General features: G+C 62.3%; 17 protein-coding genes and 1 pseudogene. 16 read left to right on the top strand and 2 right to left on the bottom strand.

What is annotated here, in order from left to right; all coding sequences use genetic code 11:
- The first annotated feature begins 10 nt into the window (after positions 1–10).
- Positions 11–355 (top strand): DUF6867 family protein, encoded by a 345-nt coding sequence (locus SINAR_RS0122980; RefSeq protein ID WP_028001260.1) that lies wholly within the window; start codon positions 11–13, stop codon positions 353–355.
- Between the two features lie 114 nt (positions 356–469).
- Positions 470–1,588 (top strand): branched-chain amino acid ABC transporter substrate-binding protein, encoded by a 1,119-nt coding sequence (locus tag SINAR_RS0122975; protein WP_028001259.1) that lies wholly within the window; start codon positions 470–472, stop codon positions 1,586–1,588.
- A 106-nt stretch (positions 1,589–1,694) separates the two neighbouring features.
- Here SINAR_RS0122975 and SINAR_RS0122970 read toward each other — a convergent pair whose 3' ends face one another.
- A complete protein-coding gene (locus SINAR_RS0122970; protein WP_028001258.1) occupies positions 1,695–2,147 on the bottom strand; it encodes a MarR family winged helix-turn-helix transcriptional regulator in 453 nt (150 codons plus the stop codon).
- 181 nt (positions 2,148–2,328) lie between these two features.
- Here SINAR_RS0122970 and SINAR_RS0122965 point away from each other — a divergent pair, with 181 nt between their 5' ends.
- From SINAR_RS0122965 to ureG, 14 genes and pseudogenes are all read left to right on the top strand, one after another.
- Positions 2,329–3,327 (top strand): alpha/beta fold hydrolase, encoded by a 999-nt coding sequence (locus tag SINAR_RS0122965; RefSeq protein WP_028001257.1) that lies wholly within the window; start codon positions 2,329–2,331, stop codon positions 3,325–3,327.
- Between the two features lie 141 nt (positions 3,328–3,468).
- Positions 3,469–3,641, top strand: a pseudogene (locus SINAR_RS1000000138335) (D-glycerate dehydrogenase); the annotation flags it as partial.
- Positions 3,642–3,765: 124 nt separating this feature from the next.
- Positions 3,766–4,599, top strand: a complete 834-nt coding sequence (locus tag SINAR_RS0122960) for an urease accessory protein UreD (protein ID WP_028001256.1) — start codon at positions 3,766–3,768, stop codon at positions 4,597–4,599.
- 27 nt (positions 4,600–4,626) lie between these two features.
- Positions 4,627–4,929, top strand: coding sequence for an urease subunit gamma (locus tag SINAR_RS0122955; protein WP_028001255.1), 303 nt, complete (start codon positions 4,627–4,629; stop codon positions 4,927–4,929).
- 112 nt (positions 4,930–5,041) lie between these two features.
- The gene (locus tag SINAR_RS0122950; protein WP_028001254.1) at positions 5,042–5,296 is read left to right on the top strand and encodes a DUF1272 domain-containing protein; all 255 of its coding nucleotides are present in this window, start codon (positions 5,042–5,044) and stop codon (positions 5,294–5,296) included.
- Between the two features lie 10 nt (positions 5,297–5,306).
- Positions 5,307–5,612 carry an urease subunit beta gene (locus SINAR_RS0122945; protein ID WP_028001253.1) on the top strand — a complete coding sequence of 102 codons (306 nt, stop codon included), beginning with the start codon at positions 5,307–5,309 and terminating at the stop codon, positions 5,610–5,612.
- Complete coding sequence (locus tag SINAR_RS0122940; RefSeq protein WP_028001252.1) at positions 5,609–6,028, top strand: lysozyme inhibitor LprI family protein; 420 nt, start codon at positions 5,609–5,611, stop codon at positions 6,026–6,028. The genes SINAR_RS0122945 and SINAR_RS0122940 overlap by 4 nt, the downstream gene beginning before the upstream one ends.
- Before the next feature lie 3 nt (positions 6,029–6,031).
- On the top strand, positions 6,032–6,682 hold the full coding sequence (locus SINAR_RS0122935; RefSeq protein WP_028001251.1) for a hypothetical protein: 651 nt from the start codon (positions 6,032–6,034) through the stop codon (positions 6,680–6,682).
- A 3-nt stretch (positions 6,683–6,685) separates the two neighbouring features.
- Positions 6,686–8,398 (top strand): urease subunit alpha, encoded by a 1,713-nt coding sequence (gene ureC / locus SINAR_RS0122930; RefSeq protein ID WP_028001250.1) that lies wholly within the window; start codon positions 6,686–6,688, stop codon positions 8,396–8,398.
- 363 nt (positions 8,399–8,761) lie between these two features.
- Positions 8,762–9,301: a peroxiredoxin gene (locus tag SINAR_RS0122925; RefSeq protein ID WP_028001249.1), complete on the top strand. Its 540-nt coding sequence runs from the start codon at positions 8,762–8,764 to the stop codon at positions 9,299–9,301.
- A gap of 188 nt (positions 9,302–9,489) precedes the next feature.
- Complete coding sequence (locus tag SINAR_RS0122920; RefSeq protein WP_028001248.1) at positions 9,490–9,786, top strand: putative quinol monooxygenase; 297 nt, start codon at positions 9,490–9,492, stop codon at positions 9,784–9,786.
- 1 nt (position 9,787) lies between these two features.
- Entirely contained in the window at positions 9,788–10,252 is a 465-nt protein-coding gene (gene ureE / locus SINAR_RS0122915) for an urease accessory protein UreE (RefSeq protein ID WP_028001247.1), read from the top strand.
- Complete coding sequence (locus tag SINAR_RS0122910) at positions 10,245–10,916, top strand: urease accessory protein UreF (protein WP_028001246.1); 672 nt, start codon at positions 10,245–10,247, stop codon at positions 10,914–10,916. The genes ureE and SINAR_RS0122910 overlap by 8 nt, the downstream gene beginning before the upstream one ends.
- Positions 10,917–10,951: 35 nt before the next feature.
- Entirely contained in the window at positions 10,952–11,563 is a 612-nt protein-coding gene (ureG, locus tag SINAR_RS0122905; RefSeq protein WP_028001245.1) for an urease accessory protein UreG, read from the top strand.
- Between the two features lie 111 nt (positions 11,564–11,674).
- On the opposite strand, the gene SINAR_RS0122900 is transcribed toward ureG, so the two are convergent.
- Positions 11,675–14,986, bottom strand: coding sequence for an efflux RND transporter permease subunit (locus tag SINAR_RS0122900; RefSeq protein ID WP_028001244.1), 3,312 nt, complete (start codon positions 14,984–14,986; stop codon positions 11,675–11,677).
- Between the last annotated feature and the right edge of the window lie 4 nt (positions 14,987–14,990).

The raw sequence follows: 14,990 nt of genomic DNA, 5'->3' as shown, positions 1-14,990 counted from the left end.
GTTGAGTGAGATGCAGGGAATTCTCTACGAAGAAGTGTCAGTCTGGCAGTTTTTGTTCATCACCTGTGTTCTCGGCGGCTGGACCGCGTGGCGGACCGGCAAGAGCGTCGCGGAAAGCTGGGGTGGCGTCCCGCGGCTTGTGCTTTATGTCGCGCTGCTGGGCTGGGCCATTCGCTTCATCCATCATGCGCTCTTCAACGGAACGATGTTCACCCTGCAATACTATATCGTGGACACGCTCGTGCTTTTGTTGTTTGCTACAGCCGGTTTCCGCTACTATCGGACCAAGCAAATGGCCAGCATGTACTATTGGCTTTATGAAAAAACCTCGCCTTTCTCCTGGAGGGCAAAATAAGGGAACAGCGCGTGCCGGTCCCCGCGGCCGGTGCGAAATAACACCGGCGCAATTATAGTGGGCATTGCGCAGGCTTATGAAACGAGACCCGCTCGAATAATTGGGAGTAACAAGATGAGAAAGTCTCTTCTGTCGGCCGTTGCGCTGACAGCAATGCTTGCCTTCAGCGGTACTGCATGGGCTGACATCCTGGTCGGCGTCGGTGGCCCCTTGACTGGTCCGAACGCCGCATTCGGCGCGCAGCTCCAGAAAGGTGCAGAACAGGCAGCCGAGGACATCAATGCTGCAGGCGGCATCAATGGGGAACAGATCAGGGTCGTACTTGGCGACGACGTTTCGGATCCCAAGCAGGGTGTTTCCGTCGCCCAGAAGTTCGTCGCCGACGGCGTGAAGTTCGTTGTCGGTCACTTCAACTCGGGCGTTTCGATTCCCGCATCGGAAATCTATGCCGAAAACGGCATCCTGCAGGTCACTCCGGCCTCGACCAACCCGCAGTTCACCGAACGGGGCCTTTGGAACACCTTCCGCACCTGCGGCCGCGACGACCAGCAGGGTGCCGTTGCGGGCGCCTATATCGCCGCCAACTTCAAAGACGCGAAAGTCGCTGTCATTCACGACAAGACACCCTATGGCCAGGGCCTTGCCGACGAGACCAAGAAGGCGATGAACGAAGCCGGGGCCACCGAGGCTCTTTATGAAGGCATCAACACCGGCGACAAGGACTTCTCCGCACTTATCGCCAAGATGAAGCAGGCTGGCGTTTCGATCGTCTATTACGGCGGTCTGCACACGGAAGCCGGCCTGATCATGCGTCAGATGAAGGACCAGGGTTTGAAGGCGACGATGATGTCGGGCGACGGCATCGTCTCGAATGAGCTGGCCTCGATCGCGGGCGACGCAGTCGACGGGACGCTGATGACCTTCGCGCCGGACCCGCGCAAGAGCCCGGCCGCCAAGGACCTCGTCGAGAAGTTCCGTGCCTCCGGCTTCGAGCCCGAAGCCTACACGCTCTATGCTTATGCGGCCCTTCAGGTGATCGCAGAAGGCGCCAAGGCTGCCGGAAATTCCGACCCGCAGGCGGTCGCCGAAGCCATCAAGGCCAAGGGGCCGTTCAAGACGGCAATCGGCGAGCTCGGCTTTGACGAAAAAGGCGATATCACCCGCCCGGACTACGTCATGTACACCTGGAAAAAGGGCGACGACGGCAAGTTCAGCTACTTCCAGAACGAATAGTTCTTTTCACAGGCACTCTGGAAGGCCCGGCGCAAGCGCCGGGCCTTCTGCTGTTTGGAATCGGCGAGTCCATTCGAGAGCCGACGCCTTTTGTCGATAATGCACTCTATCGCAGCAGCGACGCCCGGAGAGCCGCGATCTCCTGTTTCAGCCGGGCGACCTCTGCCGGCTCCATACCCGTCGCATCGGCAATGCCGATCGGAACGCGGCCTGCTTTTTCCCTCAGGGCTCGCCCTGTCGCGGTCAGTTGCACGCGCACTTGCCGCTCATCGGCCTTATCGCGGGTTCGCAAAACGTAGCCCATGGCTTCCAGCCGCTTCAGCATGGGGGTGAGGGTGCTTGACTCGAGGAAGAGCTTCTCGCCCAGACTGCCGACGGTCTGGTCGTCCTTTTCCCAAAGAGCCACCATCACGAGGTATTGCGGATAGGTCAGGTCGAGCTCGTCGAGGAGCGGCTTGTAGACACGCGTGAAGGCGTGGTTTGCGGAATAGATCGCAAAGCACAGGAAGTTGTCGAGCTTCAAGAGTTCCTCGGAGGAGGAGAGGTCTGCCTTCGCCATGGCTTCGGTCCCGGTTGTCGTTCCCTATAAAATAAATCGCTCGCGATATAATCGCAAGGCATTGACAGCCGATGAATATCGCGATAAATATCGTGCGCGATCTAATCGCGTCATATAGAAATCATGCGAGCGCAGTGGATCGTGAGTTTCATTCGGTTTTCAACGAAACGGAGCATTTCCAATGCCCAAGGCTAAAGCAAAGACAATCGCGAACGACGTCTCCCGCAGAGAAATGCTGGCCGGTGCGATCGCTGCCGCCAGTGCCGCTGCCGCTTTCTCGGCCATCAGCCCGGCCGCAGCAGCCACCGGTACCGAAGTATCCGCTGCTGCAGCGAGCCCGAGGCCGGGCGGCAGCAGGATCATTACGCGGGACGGCGTCGAGATCTACTACAAGGACTGGGGCCCGAAGGAAGGGCCGGTGGTCATCCTCAGTCATGGCTGGCCGCTCTCGTCGGATAGCTGGGAGGCGCAGGCCTTTCACCTCGCCAATAACGGCTTTCGGGTCGTCACCCATGATCGCCGCGGCCACGGCCGCTCGAGCCAGCCCTGGGACGGCAACGACATGGACCATTATGCCGACGATCTCGCGGATCTGATCGAAACGCTGGACCTCAAGGATATCTTCCTGGCGGGCTTTTCGACCGGGGGCGGCGAAATCGCCCGCTATATCGGACGCCACGGCACGAGCCGCGTCGCCAAGGCAGGACTAATCTCGGCAGTGCCGCCCTTGATGGTCAAGAGCGACAGCAACCCCGGGGGACTGCCGAAGGAGGTGTTCGATGGCCTGCAGGCCGCCAGCCTCGCCGACCGCTCGCAGCTTTACAAGGACATCGCTTCGGGCCCGTTCTTCGGTTTCAACCGGCCCGGCGCGACACCCTCGCAGGGCATGATCGACAGTTTCTGGCTGCAGGGTATGACGGCGGGCCACAAGAACACCTATGACTCCATCGTCGCCTTCTCGCAGACGGATTTCACGGATGACTTGAGGAAATTCGACGTGCCGACGCTCATCATCCACGGTGACGATGACCAGGTCGTGCCGATCGATGCTGCCGCGCGTGCCTCCAAGAAGCTGATCCCCCAGGCCGAGCTGAAGGTCTATCCCGGTGCTCCGCATGGTATCACGGACACCCACAAGGACCAGCTCAACAAGGACTTGCTCGACTTCGCAAGGTCCTGAGCCACAGAGATCGCTGCAGCCAAAGCAGCCAAGAAGGGCACCGTCGGGTGCCCTTCTTGCATCCGACCGGCTCCCCATCGGCTCGACTTCAAGCGCTATCCGGAAGGATTCCGGGAGACACATGATGACGCCAAGCGGCGCATTCTTACGACCCGCCGCTGGCCGCGGCCGGTGGAGCAGGTCTGGCCGAAAGGTTCGGCACCGTTCTCAACCGGGAGGACAGGCCGCTCGATGCGAACGCGCTTGCAGATGCGCTGTGCAATTTCGATGCGGTGCTGCCGACCGTCTCCGAGCCGCTACATCCCCCGGCAGATTCAGGCCCTCGATTGCTCTTGTGAAACAACGCATTGACTTTTCCCGTCCGGTTCCGGACGGTGACCGGATAGGGAAGATGACGCGGCGTGCGAACACGCCGTCAGGGAAATTCGGCGAACGTCCATGGAAATGGCACCGTTAATTGCCCCTCAGCGGGCATGGGGAAAGGGGCGGCTCGTCGCCAAGGCTGAAGGTGGACGCACGCGCATCGCCGAGCTCTACCAGGAAGGCTGCGCCAAAATCCGCCTGCCGAGGACCTTCGATGCTTCGATGGAGGCCGTGCTTATCAATTCGTCGGGCGGCGTGACGGGCGGTGACCGCCTTGCCTGGGAATTCGAGGCGGGCGAAAGCACGAAACTCACACTGACGACGCAGGCCTGCGAGAAGGTCTATAAGGCAAGCGCGGGCACGGCCGAGACTGCGACGCGAATATCGGTGGCTGCCGGCGGCCACGTCGACTGGCTGCCGCAGGAGACAATTCTTTTCGATCGGTCCGCCATGTCGCGAAGCCTCGAAGTCGACCTTGCCGTCGATGCATCCTTCCTCGCGGTGGAGGCAGTTCTGATCGGCCGCAAGGCCATGGGCGAGGAGGTGCGCGCCGGCCTGTTCCGCGACCATTGGCGAATTCGAAGCGGCGGCAAACTGATCCACGCAGAAAATCTCGCGCTGGCCGGCGACATCGCGGCGCTTGCGTCTCGGCGAGCGGTGCTCGACGGCGCTGCCGCCTTCGCGACCGTCGTCTATGCCGGACCGGATTGCGAGGCGCAGCTTTCCAAACTGCGCATGGCGCTCACGGAACATGCTCTCTCCGGCGTCAGCCACTTCGGCGTTGGCGGCCGGGACAAGATCGTCGCCCGCGTCGCTGCCGCCGATGGGTTCGCGCTCAGAAAAATCCTGTTCCCGCTCATTTCGCACTTGCGTAAAAATGCTTCTGTGCCGAAAGTCTGGACTCTCTGACCCCGCAATCAATCTGGACGGCGACGCATGAATCTCACCCCGCGCGAAAAAGACAAGCTGTTGATTTCCATGGCGGCGATTGTCGCGCGCCGGCGGCTCGAGCGGGGCGTGAAGCTCAATCATCCCGAGGCGATCGCCCTCATCACGGATTTCGTCGTCGAAGGCGCGCGGGACGGCCGTTCCGTCGCCGAGCTGATGGAGGCCGGCGCCCATGTTCTCACGCGTGACCAGGTGATGGAGGGTATTGCGGAGATGATCCACGACATCCAGATCGAGGCGACTTTTCCGGACGGGACGAAGCTCGTCACCGTCCACGACCCCATTCGCTAGATCGTTGCGCGGTTTCGCTGAGTCGACGAAACGATCCAACTCTTCGAAGCGACGCACTTCCGGACGGAGAATCCGTACACAGTTTCCCGGAATTGCCTTAGGAGCCCGCCATATGCTGAGCCTGCGTCCGAACTGCGAGTGCTGTGATAAAGACCTGCCGCCCCAATGCCGCGATGCGATGATCTGCACATTCGAGTGCACCTTCTGCATCGACTGCGTCGAAACGCGACTTGGCGGGATGTGCCCGAATTGCGGCGGTGAACTGGTCCGCCGCCCGGTGCGGCCTGCAGCAATGCTGAAGAAATATCCGGCATCGAACGAGCGCGTCCTGAAGCCGGAAGGCTGCGCGCCGGACCGAGCCGCTTGAGGGGACGATCATGATACCAGGTGAGATTATTGCCGCCGCCGGTGAAATCGAGCTGAACGCAGGCCTCGAAACCGTCAGCATCGAGGTTGCCAACTCCGGCGACCGGCCGGTACAGGTCGGCAGCCACTACCACTTCGCCGAGACCAACCCGGGCCTGGTCTTCGATCGCGATGCCGCGCGCGGCAGGCGGCTCGACATTCCAGCCGGTACGGCCGTCCGCTTCGAGCCGGGACAGACACGACAGGTGACGCTCATCCCGCTTTCTGGGAAACGCGAAGTTTTCGGCTTTCGCCAGCAGGTCATGGGGAAATTATGAGAGCTGCCGCTCCTGCCCTGGGCCTGTTGTTGTGCTGCACAGGCTCCGCCGTTGCACAACAGCCTGAACCGGATTGCCGGAAGGCGGTAACCCAGATGGATCTCAACATCTGCGCTGATCGGGACTACCGGTCGGCGGATGAGGAGTTGAACAGGACCTACCGCCTTGCGGTCGCGGCCATGCAGGCGGCCGACAAGGAGCTTGGCGGCATCGATGCCGCTTATGTCGGAGCGCTCGCGGCACTGAAAAAGGCCCAGCGGGCCTGGATCGGCTACCGCGACGGCCAATGCGAGCTCGCCGGGTTCGAGGCGAGGGGCGGCTCTATGGAGCCCATGCTGGTCTCCGGCTGCCTCGCAGAGCTGACACGCAAGCGCACGGCCGAACTCAAGAAGCTCGTTGACTCTCAGGAGAATTGATCGTTGCAAAAGGGCCGCGTCATCATGATCGTTGGCAATGGTGACGTGCCCGAGGGCGCTGCCGCGACGATCGACGCAGCCGATCTGGTGATTCGTTTCAACGATTGCCGCTCGGTCGGGAAAGGCGGCAGCAAGACCGATATCGTTGCCGTCTGCAACACCGGCCGCCCGGCACTGTCGATGCTCGGCGGGGGGCGCTGGAAGACGAGTGCGGCGGTCCGGCAGGCCCGCGAGATATGGAGCGTCCGTGCCGGATCCAGGTTCGCTGCGATGCGGGCGGCACTTGCCAGGACGCATCCTGATCTGGACGACTTCTGCGACGACTATACCGCCGGCTTCGAGAGCTTCGCGCGCGCTACGGCACGCAAGCACCGGGTCATTGCGGCCGAGACGCAGGACCGGCTCGAGCGCGACCTCGCCCTTTTCGAACCGTCCTCCTATGTCGCGCCGTCCAGCGGTCTGGTGGTGATCGCCGACGTCGTGTCGAGCCTTGCCGCAGCCGGCGACGATGTCGTGCTTGCCGGCTTCGGCCATATCGGCTGGGAGTGGCACCCGTTTGCCGCCGAGCGCCGCTATGTCGATGCGCTCGCAGCGCAAGGGCGGCTTCGCCGTCTTCATTCATTTGCCTCTACAGATTTGCCCCAGGGAGCCTGAGCCATGTCCTACAAAATGTCGCGCGCCGCCTATGCCAACATGTTCGGTCCGACCGTGGGCGACAAGGTGCGGCTCGCCGACACCGAACTCTTCGTCGAGGTCGAGAAGGATTTCACCACCCACGGCGAGGAAGTGAAATTCGGGGGCGGCAAGGTCATCCGCGACGGCATGGGCCAAAGCCAGGTGACGCGCGAAGGCGGCGCGGTCGACACGGTGATCACCAATGCGTTGATCGTCGATCATTGGGGGATCGTAAAGGCGGATATCGGGCTGAAGGACGGGCGGATATCGGCAATAGGCAAGGCCGGCAATCCGGACATGCAGCCGGGCGTCACCATCATCGTCGGCCCGGGCACGGAGGTTATTGCCGGCGAGGGCAAGATCGTCACCGCCGGCGGCATGGACAGCCATATTCATTTTATCTGCCCGCAGCAGATCGAAGAGGCGCTGATGAGCGGTCTGACCTGTATGCTCGGCGGCGGCACGGGACCGGCACACGGGACGCTCGCCACGACCTGCACGCCCGGACCCTGGCACATTGCCCGCATGATCGAAGCGGCCGATGCATTCCCCATGAATCTCGCCTTCGCAGGCAAGGGCAATGCGTCTCTGCCCGGAGCGCTCGTGGAGATGGTGCTGGGCGGCGCCACCTCACTGAAGCTGCACGAGGACTGGGGCACGACGCCCGCCGCTATCGATTGCTGCCTCTCCGTAGCCGACGAATACGACGTGCAGGTGATGATCCATACCGACACGCTCAACGAAAGCGGCTTCGTCGAGGATACGATCGCCGCGATCAAAGGCCGGACGATCCACGCCTATCACACGGAAGGGGCCGGCGGCGGCCATGCTCCGGATATCATCCGGATCTGCGGCCAGCCGAACGTCATTCCGTCATCGACCAATCCGACGCGGCCCTATACGGTGAACACGCTTGCGGAACATCTCGACATGCTGATGGTCTGCCATCACCTGTCGCCCACCATTCCGGAAGACATCGCCTTCGCCGAAAGCCGTATTCGCAAGGAGACGATCGCGGCGGAGGATATCCTCCACGACATCGGTGCCTTCTCGATCATTTCCTCCGACAGCCAGGCCATGGGCCGCGTCGGCGAGGTGGCCATCCGCACCTGGCAGACCGCCGACAAAATGAAGCGCCAGCGCGGGCGGCTCAAGGAGGAGGCCGGCGACAACGACAATTTCCGCGTCAAGCGCTACATCGCCAAATACACGATCAACCCGGCGATCGCCCATGGCCTCAGCCATGAGATCGGCTCGCTCGAGGTGGGCAAGCGCGCCGATCTCGTCCTCTGGAATCCGGCCTTCTTCGGCGTGAAGCCCGACATGGTCCTCCTCGGAGGGACGATTGCCGCGGCACCGATGGGCGATCCGAACGCCTCCATTCCCACGCCGCAGCCGGTCCATTACCGTCCCATGTTCGGCGCCTATGGCAAGAGCCGGACCAATTCCTCCGTCACATTCGTGTCGCAGGCTTCGCTCGATGCCGGACTCGCCGGCAGGCTCGGCGTCGCCAAGGAACTCGTCGCCGTCCAGAATACCCGCGGCGGCATCGGCAAGGCGTCGATGATCCATAACAGCCTCACGCCGCATATCGAGGTCGACCCGGAAACCTACGAGGTCCGCGCCGACGGCGAACTCCTGACCTGCGAGCCGGCAACGGTGCTGCCGATGGCGCAGCGCTATTTCATGTTCTGACTCCTTATTGGGAGCCGCAGGCGTGAAGCGCGCGCTCAATGCTCTGTTCGGCTGCAATACGTGGACGGCGAGTGCGCTCAGAAGCAGCGGCCTGCGGACAGGCAAGCGGCCTGCGGACAGGCATGTGGAACCCGTTGCCGACTACACTGAGCTTTTCGCTAAGTCTCTGTAACTGAACTCCCGGACGATGGACCTCCGTCGGACAGCCATGCACCCGCCGCATGGCTGCCATGCGGCTGCCCCGGAATGGTCGCTTTGATGCTGCGCTGCAGCGGAAATTTCGTTAGAAAGTGCACTCGCTTTCCGCCGGCGCGCCTTTCCTCCCGAGACTGCGCCGCCGGCAGCCAGTTCTAGGAGATGATAATGCTCGGCAGAAAAGTTCCCGCTGTAACCTTCCGCACCCGCGTCCGCGACGAGTCCGTCGGCGGTTCCAATCCGTTCCGCTGGCAGGATGTTACCTCGGACGACTATTTCGCCGGCAAGCGCGTCGTGCTGTTTTCGCTTCCGGGTGCTTTCACCCCGACCTGCTCGACCTACCAGTTGCCGGATTTCGAAAAGCTCACCTCCGAGTTCCGGGCTCTCGGGATTGACGAGATCTATTGCATCTCCGTCAACGACGCCTTCGTGATGAACGCCTGGGGCAAGTCGCAGGGCCTCGAGAACGTCAAGCTCATTCCGGACGGTTCGGGCGAGTTCACCCGCAAGATGGGCATGCTCGTCGCCAAGGACAATCTCGGTTTCGGCATGCGCTCCTGGCGTTACGCCGCGGTCATCAACAACGGCGTTGTCGAGCAGTGGTTCGAAGAGGAAGGCTACTCCGACAATTGCGACAGCGATCCCTACGGCGTGTCTGCGCCGCAGAACATTCTCGCGGCCCTGAAGTCGAAGAAACTCGCCGCCTGATTCCGATTCACCGACATCTATGAAGCCCTGGCTGCCGCAAGCAGGTTCCTGAAAATCAACGGGATTTTCGCCTTCTTGCTGGTGCCGGGGCTTTTTCTTGCTACAGTGAAGGCTTCCAAGAGAAGCGGATGTGGGGCGGGAATCATGCATGTTTCCTCGTTTCACGGGTGAGGGGAATGCAGAAATCCATGGTTTACATCATCGCATATCTGACGGCGCATGCGGGCAAGGGCGACGAGGTGGTGGCGCTGACGAAGCCGCTGATCGACGCGACCCGAAGCGAGGCGGGCTGCGTCAGCTATGAGCTCTATCGCAAGCCGGCCGACCCCGATGCGCTGGTATTCGTCGAAACCTGGAAGGACAGGGCCGCCATCGACTCGCACTTCGCCGAGCCGCATCTGAAGGCCTTTCAGGCGGCGGCGGCGAGCCTGCTGGCGAGCGCCCGCGTCGAGATCGTGCATCCGGAAAAGATCGAGGTGGTGTGACGTGCCCTATCGCTCGACCGAAATTCGTTCGCCCGGTCCGGCCGAGAGGACGCCGCTGCATCGCGTGATCTTGACGCATGATCAGCGCCATCTGCGCCGGAAGCTTCTGCACCTCGAAAACGACGATGTGGTGATGGTCGACCTCAAGGAGCCCGTGATGCTGGCCGACGGCGATCTTCTGGTGCTCGAAGGCGGCGGCCATATCGAGGTGAAGGCGGCGGAAGAGGCGCTCTACGACATCCGCGCGCGAAACGCGCTGCATCTCATAGAGCTTGCGTGGCACCTCGGTAACCGCCACCTGCCGGCGGCGGTCGAGGAGGGCCGGATTCTGATCGTGCGCGATCCCGTCATTCGAGCGATGCTCGAGGGCCTGGGTGCTACCGTCGACGAGGTGAACGAGCCCTTCCACCCCCTGCGCGGCGCCTATCACCAGCACGGCCACGGCGATCACCACCGTCATGGCTGAGCATGCCGATACGCAGGCGCTCCTGCGTCTCGTTGCCTGGCTCTCGCCCGCCTTTCCCGTCGGCTCCTTTTCCTATTCGGGCGGTCTGGAGCAGGCGGTTCATGACGGGCTCGTCACTGGTGCCGACGACTTGCGGCTCTGGTGCGAAACGCTCCTGGAGCACGGAACGACCTGGAACGACGCGCTGCTTCTGGCGGAAAGTTACCGTGCACATGACGAAGCCGCGCGGTTGATTGCGGCATCGGAACTGGCCGAAGCGCTTGCCGGATCGCGCGAGCGGCATATGGAAACCATGCTCCTCGGCGAGGCGTTCCTGGCTGCCGCCAGCCACTGGCCGAACGCGTCGCTCGAATTCCCTGGAGGGAGGGCCGCCTATCCGGTGGCGGTCGGCGCGGTTGCCGGTGCGCACAGCACCGGCCTCGAAGCGGCGCTCGCCGCCTTTCTCCACGCCACCATATCGAACGCCGTGTCGGTGGCTATCCGCTGCGGCGTTACCGGCCAGCGCGACGGCGTCGACATGCTTGCGCGTATGGAGGAGACGATAGGGGCGGTGGCAGCGCGCGCCTCGCGCGCCTCGCTCGACGATCTTGGCGCCGCGACGTTCATCGCCGACATTGCCTCGTTGAGACACGAGACCTTGCATTCACGGTTGTTCCGCACTTAACGGAAGAGCGGACGGACTTCGAAAGGATAAAGAAAATGCCATCGAAAAACGGTCCTCTGCGCATCGGTATCGGGGGCCCGGTCGGGTCCGGAAAGACGGCACTGACCGAAAAGCTGTGCAAGGCGATGCGGGAGAATTATTCGGTCGCCGTCGTCACGAACGACATCTACACGAAGGAAGACGCAGAGGCGCTGGTGCGTATGCAGGCCCTGCCTTCGGAGCGGATCATCGGGGTCGAGACGGGCGGATGCCCTCACACGGCGATCCGCGAGGATGCCTCGATCAATCTTCAGGCAATCGCCGATCTTAGCCGCCGCATTCCCGACCTGGACGTCGTCTTCATCGAGTCGGGCGGGGACAATCTTGCGGCGACCTTCTCGCCGGATCTCGCCGATCTGACGATCTATGTGATTTCGGTCTGCCAGGGCGAGGAAATTCCGCGTAAGGGCGGGCCGGGGATCACCAGGTCCGATCTCCTGGTGATCAACAAGAAGGATCTCGCTCCTCACGTCGGCGCCGACCTCGAAGTCATGGAACGCGATGCGGCGCGGATGCGAGCCGAGAGGCCCTTCGTGTTTTCGGATATGAAACGCGGCGAGGGGGTAGAGCGGATCGTCGAATTCCTGACGGTCCACGGGGGGCTGTGAGCAGCCCGTATGTGCGGTTTTGCCCGCAAGTGCAGAGCGACAAAGAGATAGATCATCTTCACCGTTTCAATGAAGCGGTGAGAGTGATCTATCGCCCGCGCAACTCTCCTTCTATTCCGCGGCCAGCGCCGGATGGCTGATGACCTTGCCGTCGGACTTGCGGCGCTTCTCTTCCTCAAGCGCCTTGACGCGCTCTTCCAGGCTCTCGATCGTGCTGCCCTGTTCGGCGGCAAGCTTGCTCAAAGTTTCCTGGTCGAGCGGCAGCTCCTCCTCGTCCTTTTTGCCGATGAAGCGGCCGAAAGTCCAGGCTAGGAGACGCGACAGGTCGTCCATGATCAGGAAGAAAGACGGAACGACGACGAGACTCAGGACGGTCGAGACGATAATGCCTCCGATGACGGCGATTGCCATCGGCGCACGGAAGGAACCGCCTTCGCCGACACCGAGCGCCGAGGGCAGCATGCCCGCGGACATGGCGATCGAAGTCATGACGATCGGACGGGCCCGCTTCCTGCCGGCCTCGATCATCGCGAGCGTCCGGTCCATGCCGTGGTGCATCATCTCGATACCGAAGTCGACGAGCAGGATCGCGTTCTTGGTAACGATGCCCATCAGCATCAGGATGCCGATCAGCACAGGCATCGACAGCGCGTTCTGGGTGAGAATCAGGGCCGCAGCAACGCCGCCGATGGCGAGCGGCAGCGAGAACAGAATGGTGAAGGGCTGGATCACATCCTTGAAAAGGAGGATGAGGACGACCAGCACCATCATCAGACCCAGCAGCATGGCGTTGCCGAAGCTCTCCTGCATCTCGGCCTGCACTTCGGCATCGCCGCTTTCGAGGAATTGGACCGTTGCGGGAAGTTCGGCGCCGGCGGCGATTTCCTTGAAGCGCGCCGATGCCGTGTCCAGAGCCACGCCGGCGGGCAGATCGGCACCGAGCTTGACCACGCGGTAGCGGTCGTAGCGTTTGATGGAACTCGGCCCTTCCGCATAGTTGATGTCCGCGACGCTCGACAGCGGCACGGTAGCCCCGGATGCGGTCTGGACCTTGAGATTGCGGATCGCCGCGAGGTCGGTGCGGAAATCGCGGTTGAGCTGCACCCGGATCGGGATCAGGCGCCCGTCGAGCGCGATCTTCGTCAACTGCGCGTCGATGTCGCCGATCGTGGCGATGCGGATCACTTCGGAGATCTGCGCCGTCGTGATGCCCAGACGCGACATCTGTTCGTCGCGCGGCCGGATCTGCAGCTCCGGTCGGGGCAGTGCACCCTCGGGGCTCACATTTGCAAGCAGGGGGTCTCGGCGCAGATCTGCTTCCAGGGTGGCGACGGCCTTGTCGAGGTCCGCCTCGTTGTTGGAAAGCAGGTTGAACGACAGATCGCGTTCGCCGCGGTCATTGAGCTTGGTGACGCGGACGTCGGGAATCGATCGCAGCCGCGCGAAGATTTCCTTCTCGATCTCGGATTGCGGTTTGGTTCGGCCGGCCGCAGGCAGTTTCGGCAGGTACTCGCCGATCAGCGGCGTGCGGCCGATCACGTCGTTGACGACCTTGTTGATCAGCGAATGGTCGAGCTTGTCGAGCAGCACCGTGACGGCGGCGCGCCGCAATTCGAGGTCGCCCTTCGGCGAGGCGCCGCCGAGCACGAAGACGTTTTCCACGCCGTCGACGTCTTTGACGCGATTGTAGATCTCGGTGGTCGTCCGGTCCGTGTCCGCGAGCATTGCATCCGGCGGCAGTTCGATCGACAGGCTGACGCGCGAATTGTCTTCCGGCGGCAGGAAGCTGCCCGGAACGAACACAAGCAGTGCGACCACCGAACCGACCGAGAGCAGGATTGCCACAAGCAGCGTGGAGTAGCGCGTATACCAGCGTTTCGTGGTGAAGCGTACGACGCGCGTGTACTGGCGCATCATGAAGCCTTCGTCGTCATGATGACCGCTGACATCCGTGGGCTTCATCAGATAGGCGGCCATCACCGGTGTGATCAGGCGGGCGACGAGGAGCGAGAAGAACACCGAAACGGCGACCGTCAGGCCGAACTGGATGAAATACTGCCCCGGAATGCCGGGCATGAAGGATACGGGCACGAAGACGGCAATAATGGTGAAGGTGGTGGCAATCACCGCAAGGCCGATCTCGTCCGCCGCTTCGATCGCTGCGCGGTAGGGCGACTTGCCCATCCGGATGTGACGCTCGATATTCTCGATCTCCACGATCGCATCATCGACGAGAATACCCGTCGCGAGCGTCATCGCCAGGAAGCTGACGAGGTTCAGCGAGAAGCCGAGCAGTTCCATTACCCAGAAGGTGGGGATGGCCGAGAGCGGCAGTGCGACCGCCGAAATCAACGTCGCGCGCCAATTGCGCAGGAACAGCATCACGACGATGACGGCGAGCAGCGCGCCTTCCATCAGCGTATGAATCGCCGCCTCGTAGTTGCCGTAGGTGAAGTAGACGGAATCGTCCACCATCTCGATGGATACGTCCGGATGCTTTGCGCGGATCTCATCCAGCGTCTCGGCGACCGTTTCCGCGACCGACACTTCGCTCGCCCCTTTGGCACGGAACACGGCGAAAGTGACGCCGGGCTGTCCGTTGAAACGGGAGAACGACTTCGGCTCTTCATAGGTGTCGATGACCTTGCCGAGCTCCGACAGACGGACGAAACGCCCGTTCGGCAGCGAGATCATCGTTTCGGCCAGCGCTGCAACGTCGCGCGTGTCGCCCAATGTGCGGATCGCCTGTTCGCTGCCGCCGACCTGACCGCGGCCGGAACCGAGGTCCATGTTCATCCGGCGAAGCTGAGCGTTGACGTCGGCGGCGCTGATACCGAAGGAATTCAGGCGGTCCTCATCGAGTTCGACCCGAACCTCGCGGTCGGAGCCGCCGTAGCGGTCGACGCGACCGATGCCGGTCTGTCCCTGAATCGCGCGCTTGATCGTGTCGTCGACGAACCAGGAGAGCTCTTCCAGCGTCATGCCGGGAGACGAGACTGAAAATGTCTGGATCGCCTGGCCTTCCACGTCGACCTTGGAGACGATCGGCTCTTCGATCGAGGTCGGCAGGTCGCTGCGGATGCGGTCGATCGCATCCTTGACGTCCTGCACGGCCTGCGTCGTCGGGACTTCCATGCGGAAGATGACGGCGGTCGTCGAAATGCCGTCGGTGATCGTCGACTCGATATGGTCGACGCCGGAGACGCCGGCGACCGCGTCCTCGATCTCCTTGGTGACCTGGGTTTCCAGTTCGGCGGGCGCAGCACCGCTCTGGGTGACGGCGATCGACACGATCGGCACGTCGATGTTCGGGAAGCGGGTGATGGGCAGCGAATTGAACGACTGCCATCCCAGCACGACGAGCACGAAGAACGCCAGGATGGGCGCGACCGGATTGCGGATGGACCAGGCGGAGAAGTTCATGGTC

The organism is Sinorhizobium arboris LMG 14919, from assembly GCF_000427465.1.
Lineage (GTDB): Bacteria > Pseudomonadota > Alphaproteobacteria > Rhizobiales > Rhizobiaceae > Sinorhizobium > Sinorhizobium arboris.
This window is presented reverse-complemented; position numbering and strand designations above follow the sequence as displayed.

Coding starts and splice junctions, on each gene's coding strand:
- SINAR_RS0122980 (WP_028001260.1), top strand. CDS start 11: ATGCAGGGAATTCTCTACGAAGAAGTGTCAGTCTGGCAGTTTTTGTTC.
- SINAR_RS0122975 (WP_028001259.1), top strand. CDS start 470: ATGAGAAAGTCTCTTCTGTCGGCCGTTGCGCTGACAGCAATGCTTGCC.
- SINAR_RS0122970 (WP_028001258.1), bottom strand. CDS start 2,147: ATGGCGAAGGCAGACCTCTCCTCCTCCGAGGAACTCTTGAAGCTCGAC.
- SINAR_RS0122965 (WP_028001257.1), top strand. CDS start 2,329: ATGCCCAAGGCTAAAGCAAAGACAATCGCGAACGACGTCTCCCGCAGA.
- SINAR_RS0122960 (WP_028001256.1), top strand. CDS start 3,766: ATGGAAATGGCACCGTTAATTGCCCCTCAGCGGGCATGGGGAAAGGGG.
- SINAR_RS0122955 (WP_028001255.1), top strand. CDS start 4,627: ATGAATCTCACCCCGCGCGAAAAAGACAAGCTGTTGATTTCCATGGCG.
- SINAR_RS0122950 (WP_028001254.1), top strand. CDS start 5,042: ATGCTGAGCCTGCGTCCGAACTGCGAGTGCTGTGATAAAGACCTGCCG.
- SINAR_RS0122945 (WP_028001253.1), top strand. CDS start 5,307: ATGATACCAGGTGAGATTATTGCCGCCGCCGGTGAAATCGAGCTGAAC.
- SINAR_RS0122940 (WP_028001252.1), top strand. CDS start 5,609: ATGAGAGCTGCCGCTCCTGCCCTGGGCCTGTTGTTGTGCTGCACAGGC.
- ureC (WP_028001250.1), top strand. CDS start 6,686: ATGTCCTACAAAATGTCGCGCGCCGCCTATGCCAACATGTTCGGTCCG.
- SINAR_RS0122925 (WP_028001249.1), top strand. CDS start 8,762: ATGCTCGGCAGAAAAGTTCCCGCTGTAACCTTCCGCACCCGCGTCCGC.
- SINAR_RS0122920 (WP_028001248.1), top strand. CDS start 9,490: ATGGTTTACATCATCGCATATCTGACGGCGCATGCGGGCAAGGGCGAC.
- SINAR_RS0122910 (WP_028001246.1), top strand. CDS start 10,245: ATGGCTGAGCATGCCGATACGCAGGCGCTCCTGCGTCTCGTTGCCTGG.
- ureG (WP_028001245.1), top strand. CDS start 10,952: ATGCCATCGAAAAACGGTCCTCTGCGCATCGGTATCGGGGGCCCGGTC.
- SINAR_RS0122900 (WP_028001244.1), bottom strand. CDS start 14,986: ATGAACTTCTCCGCCTGGTCCATCCGCAATCCGGTCGCGCCCATCCTG.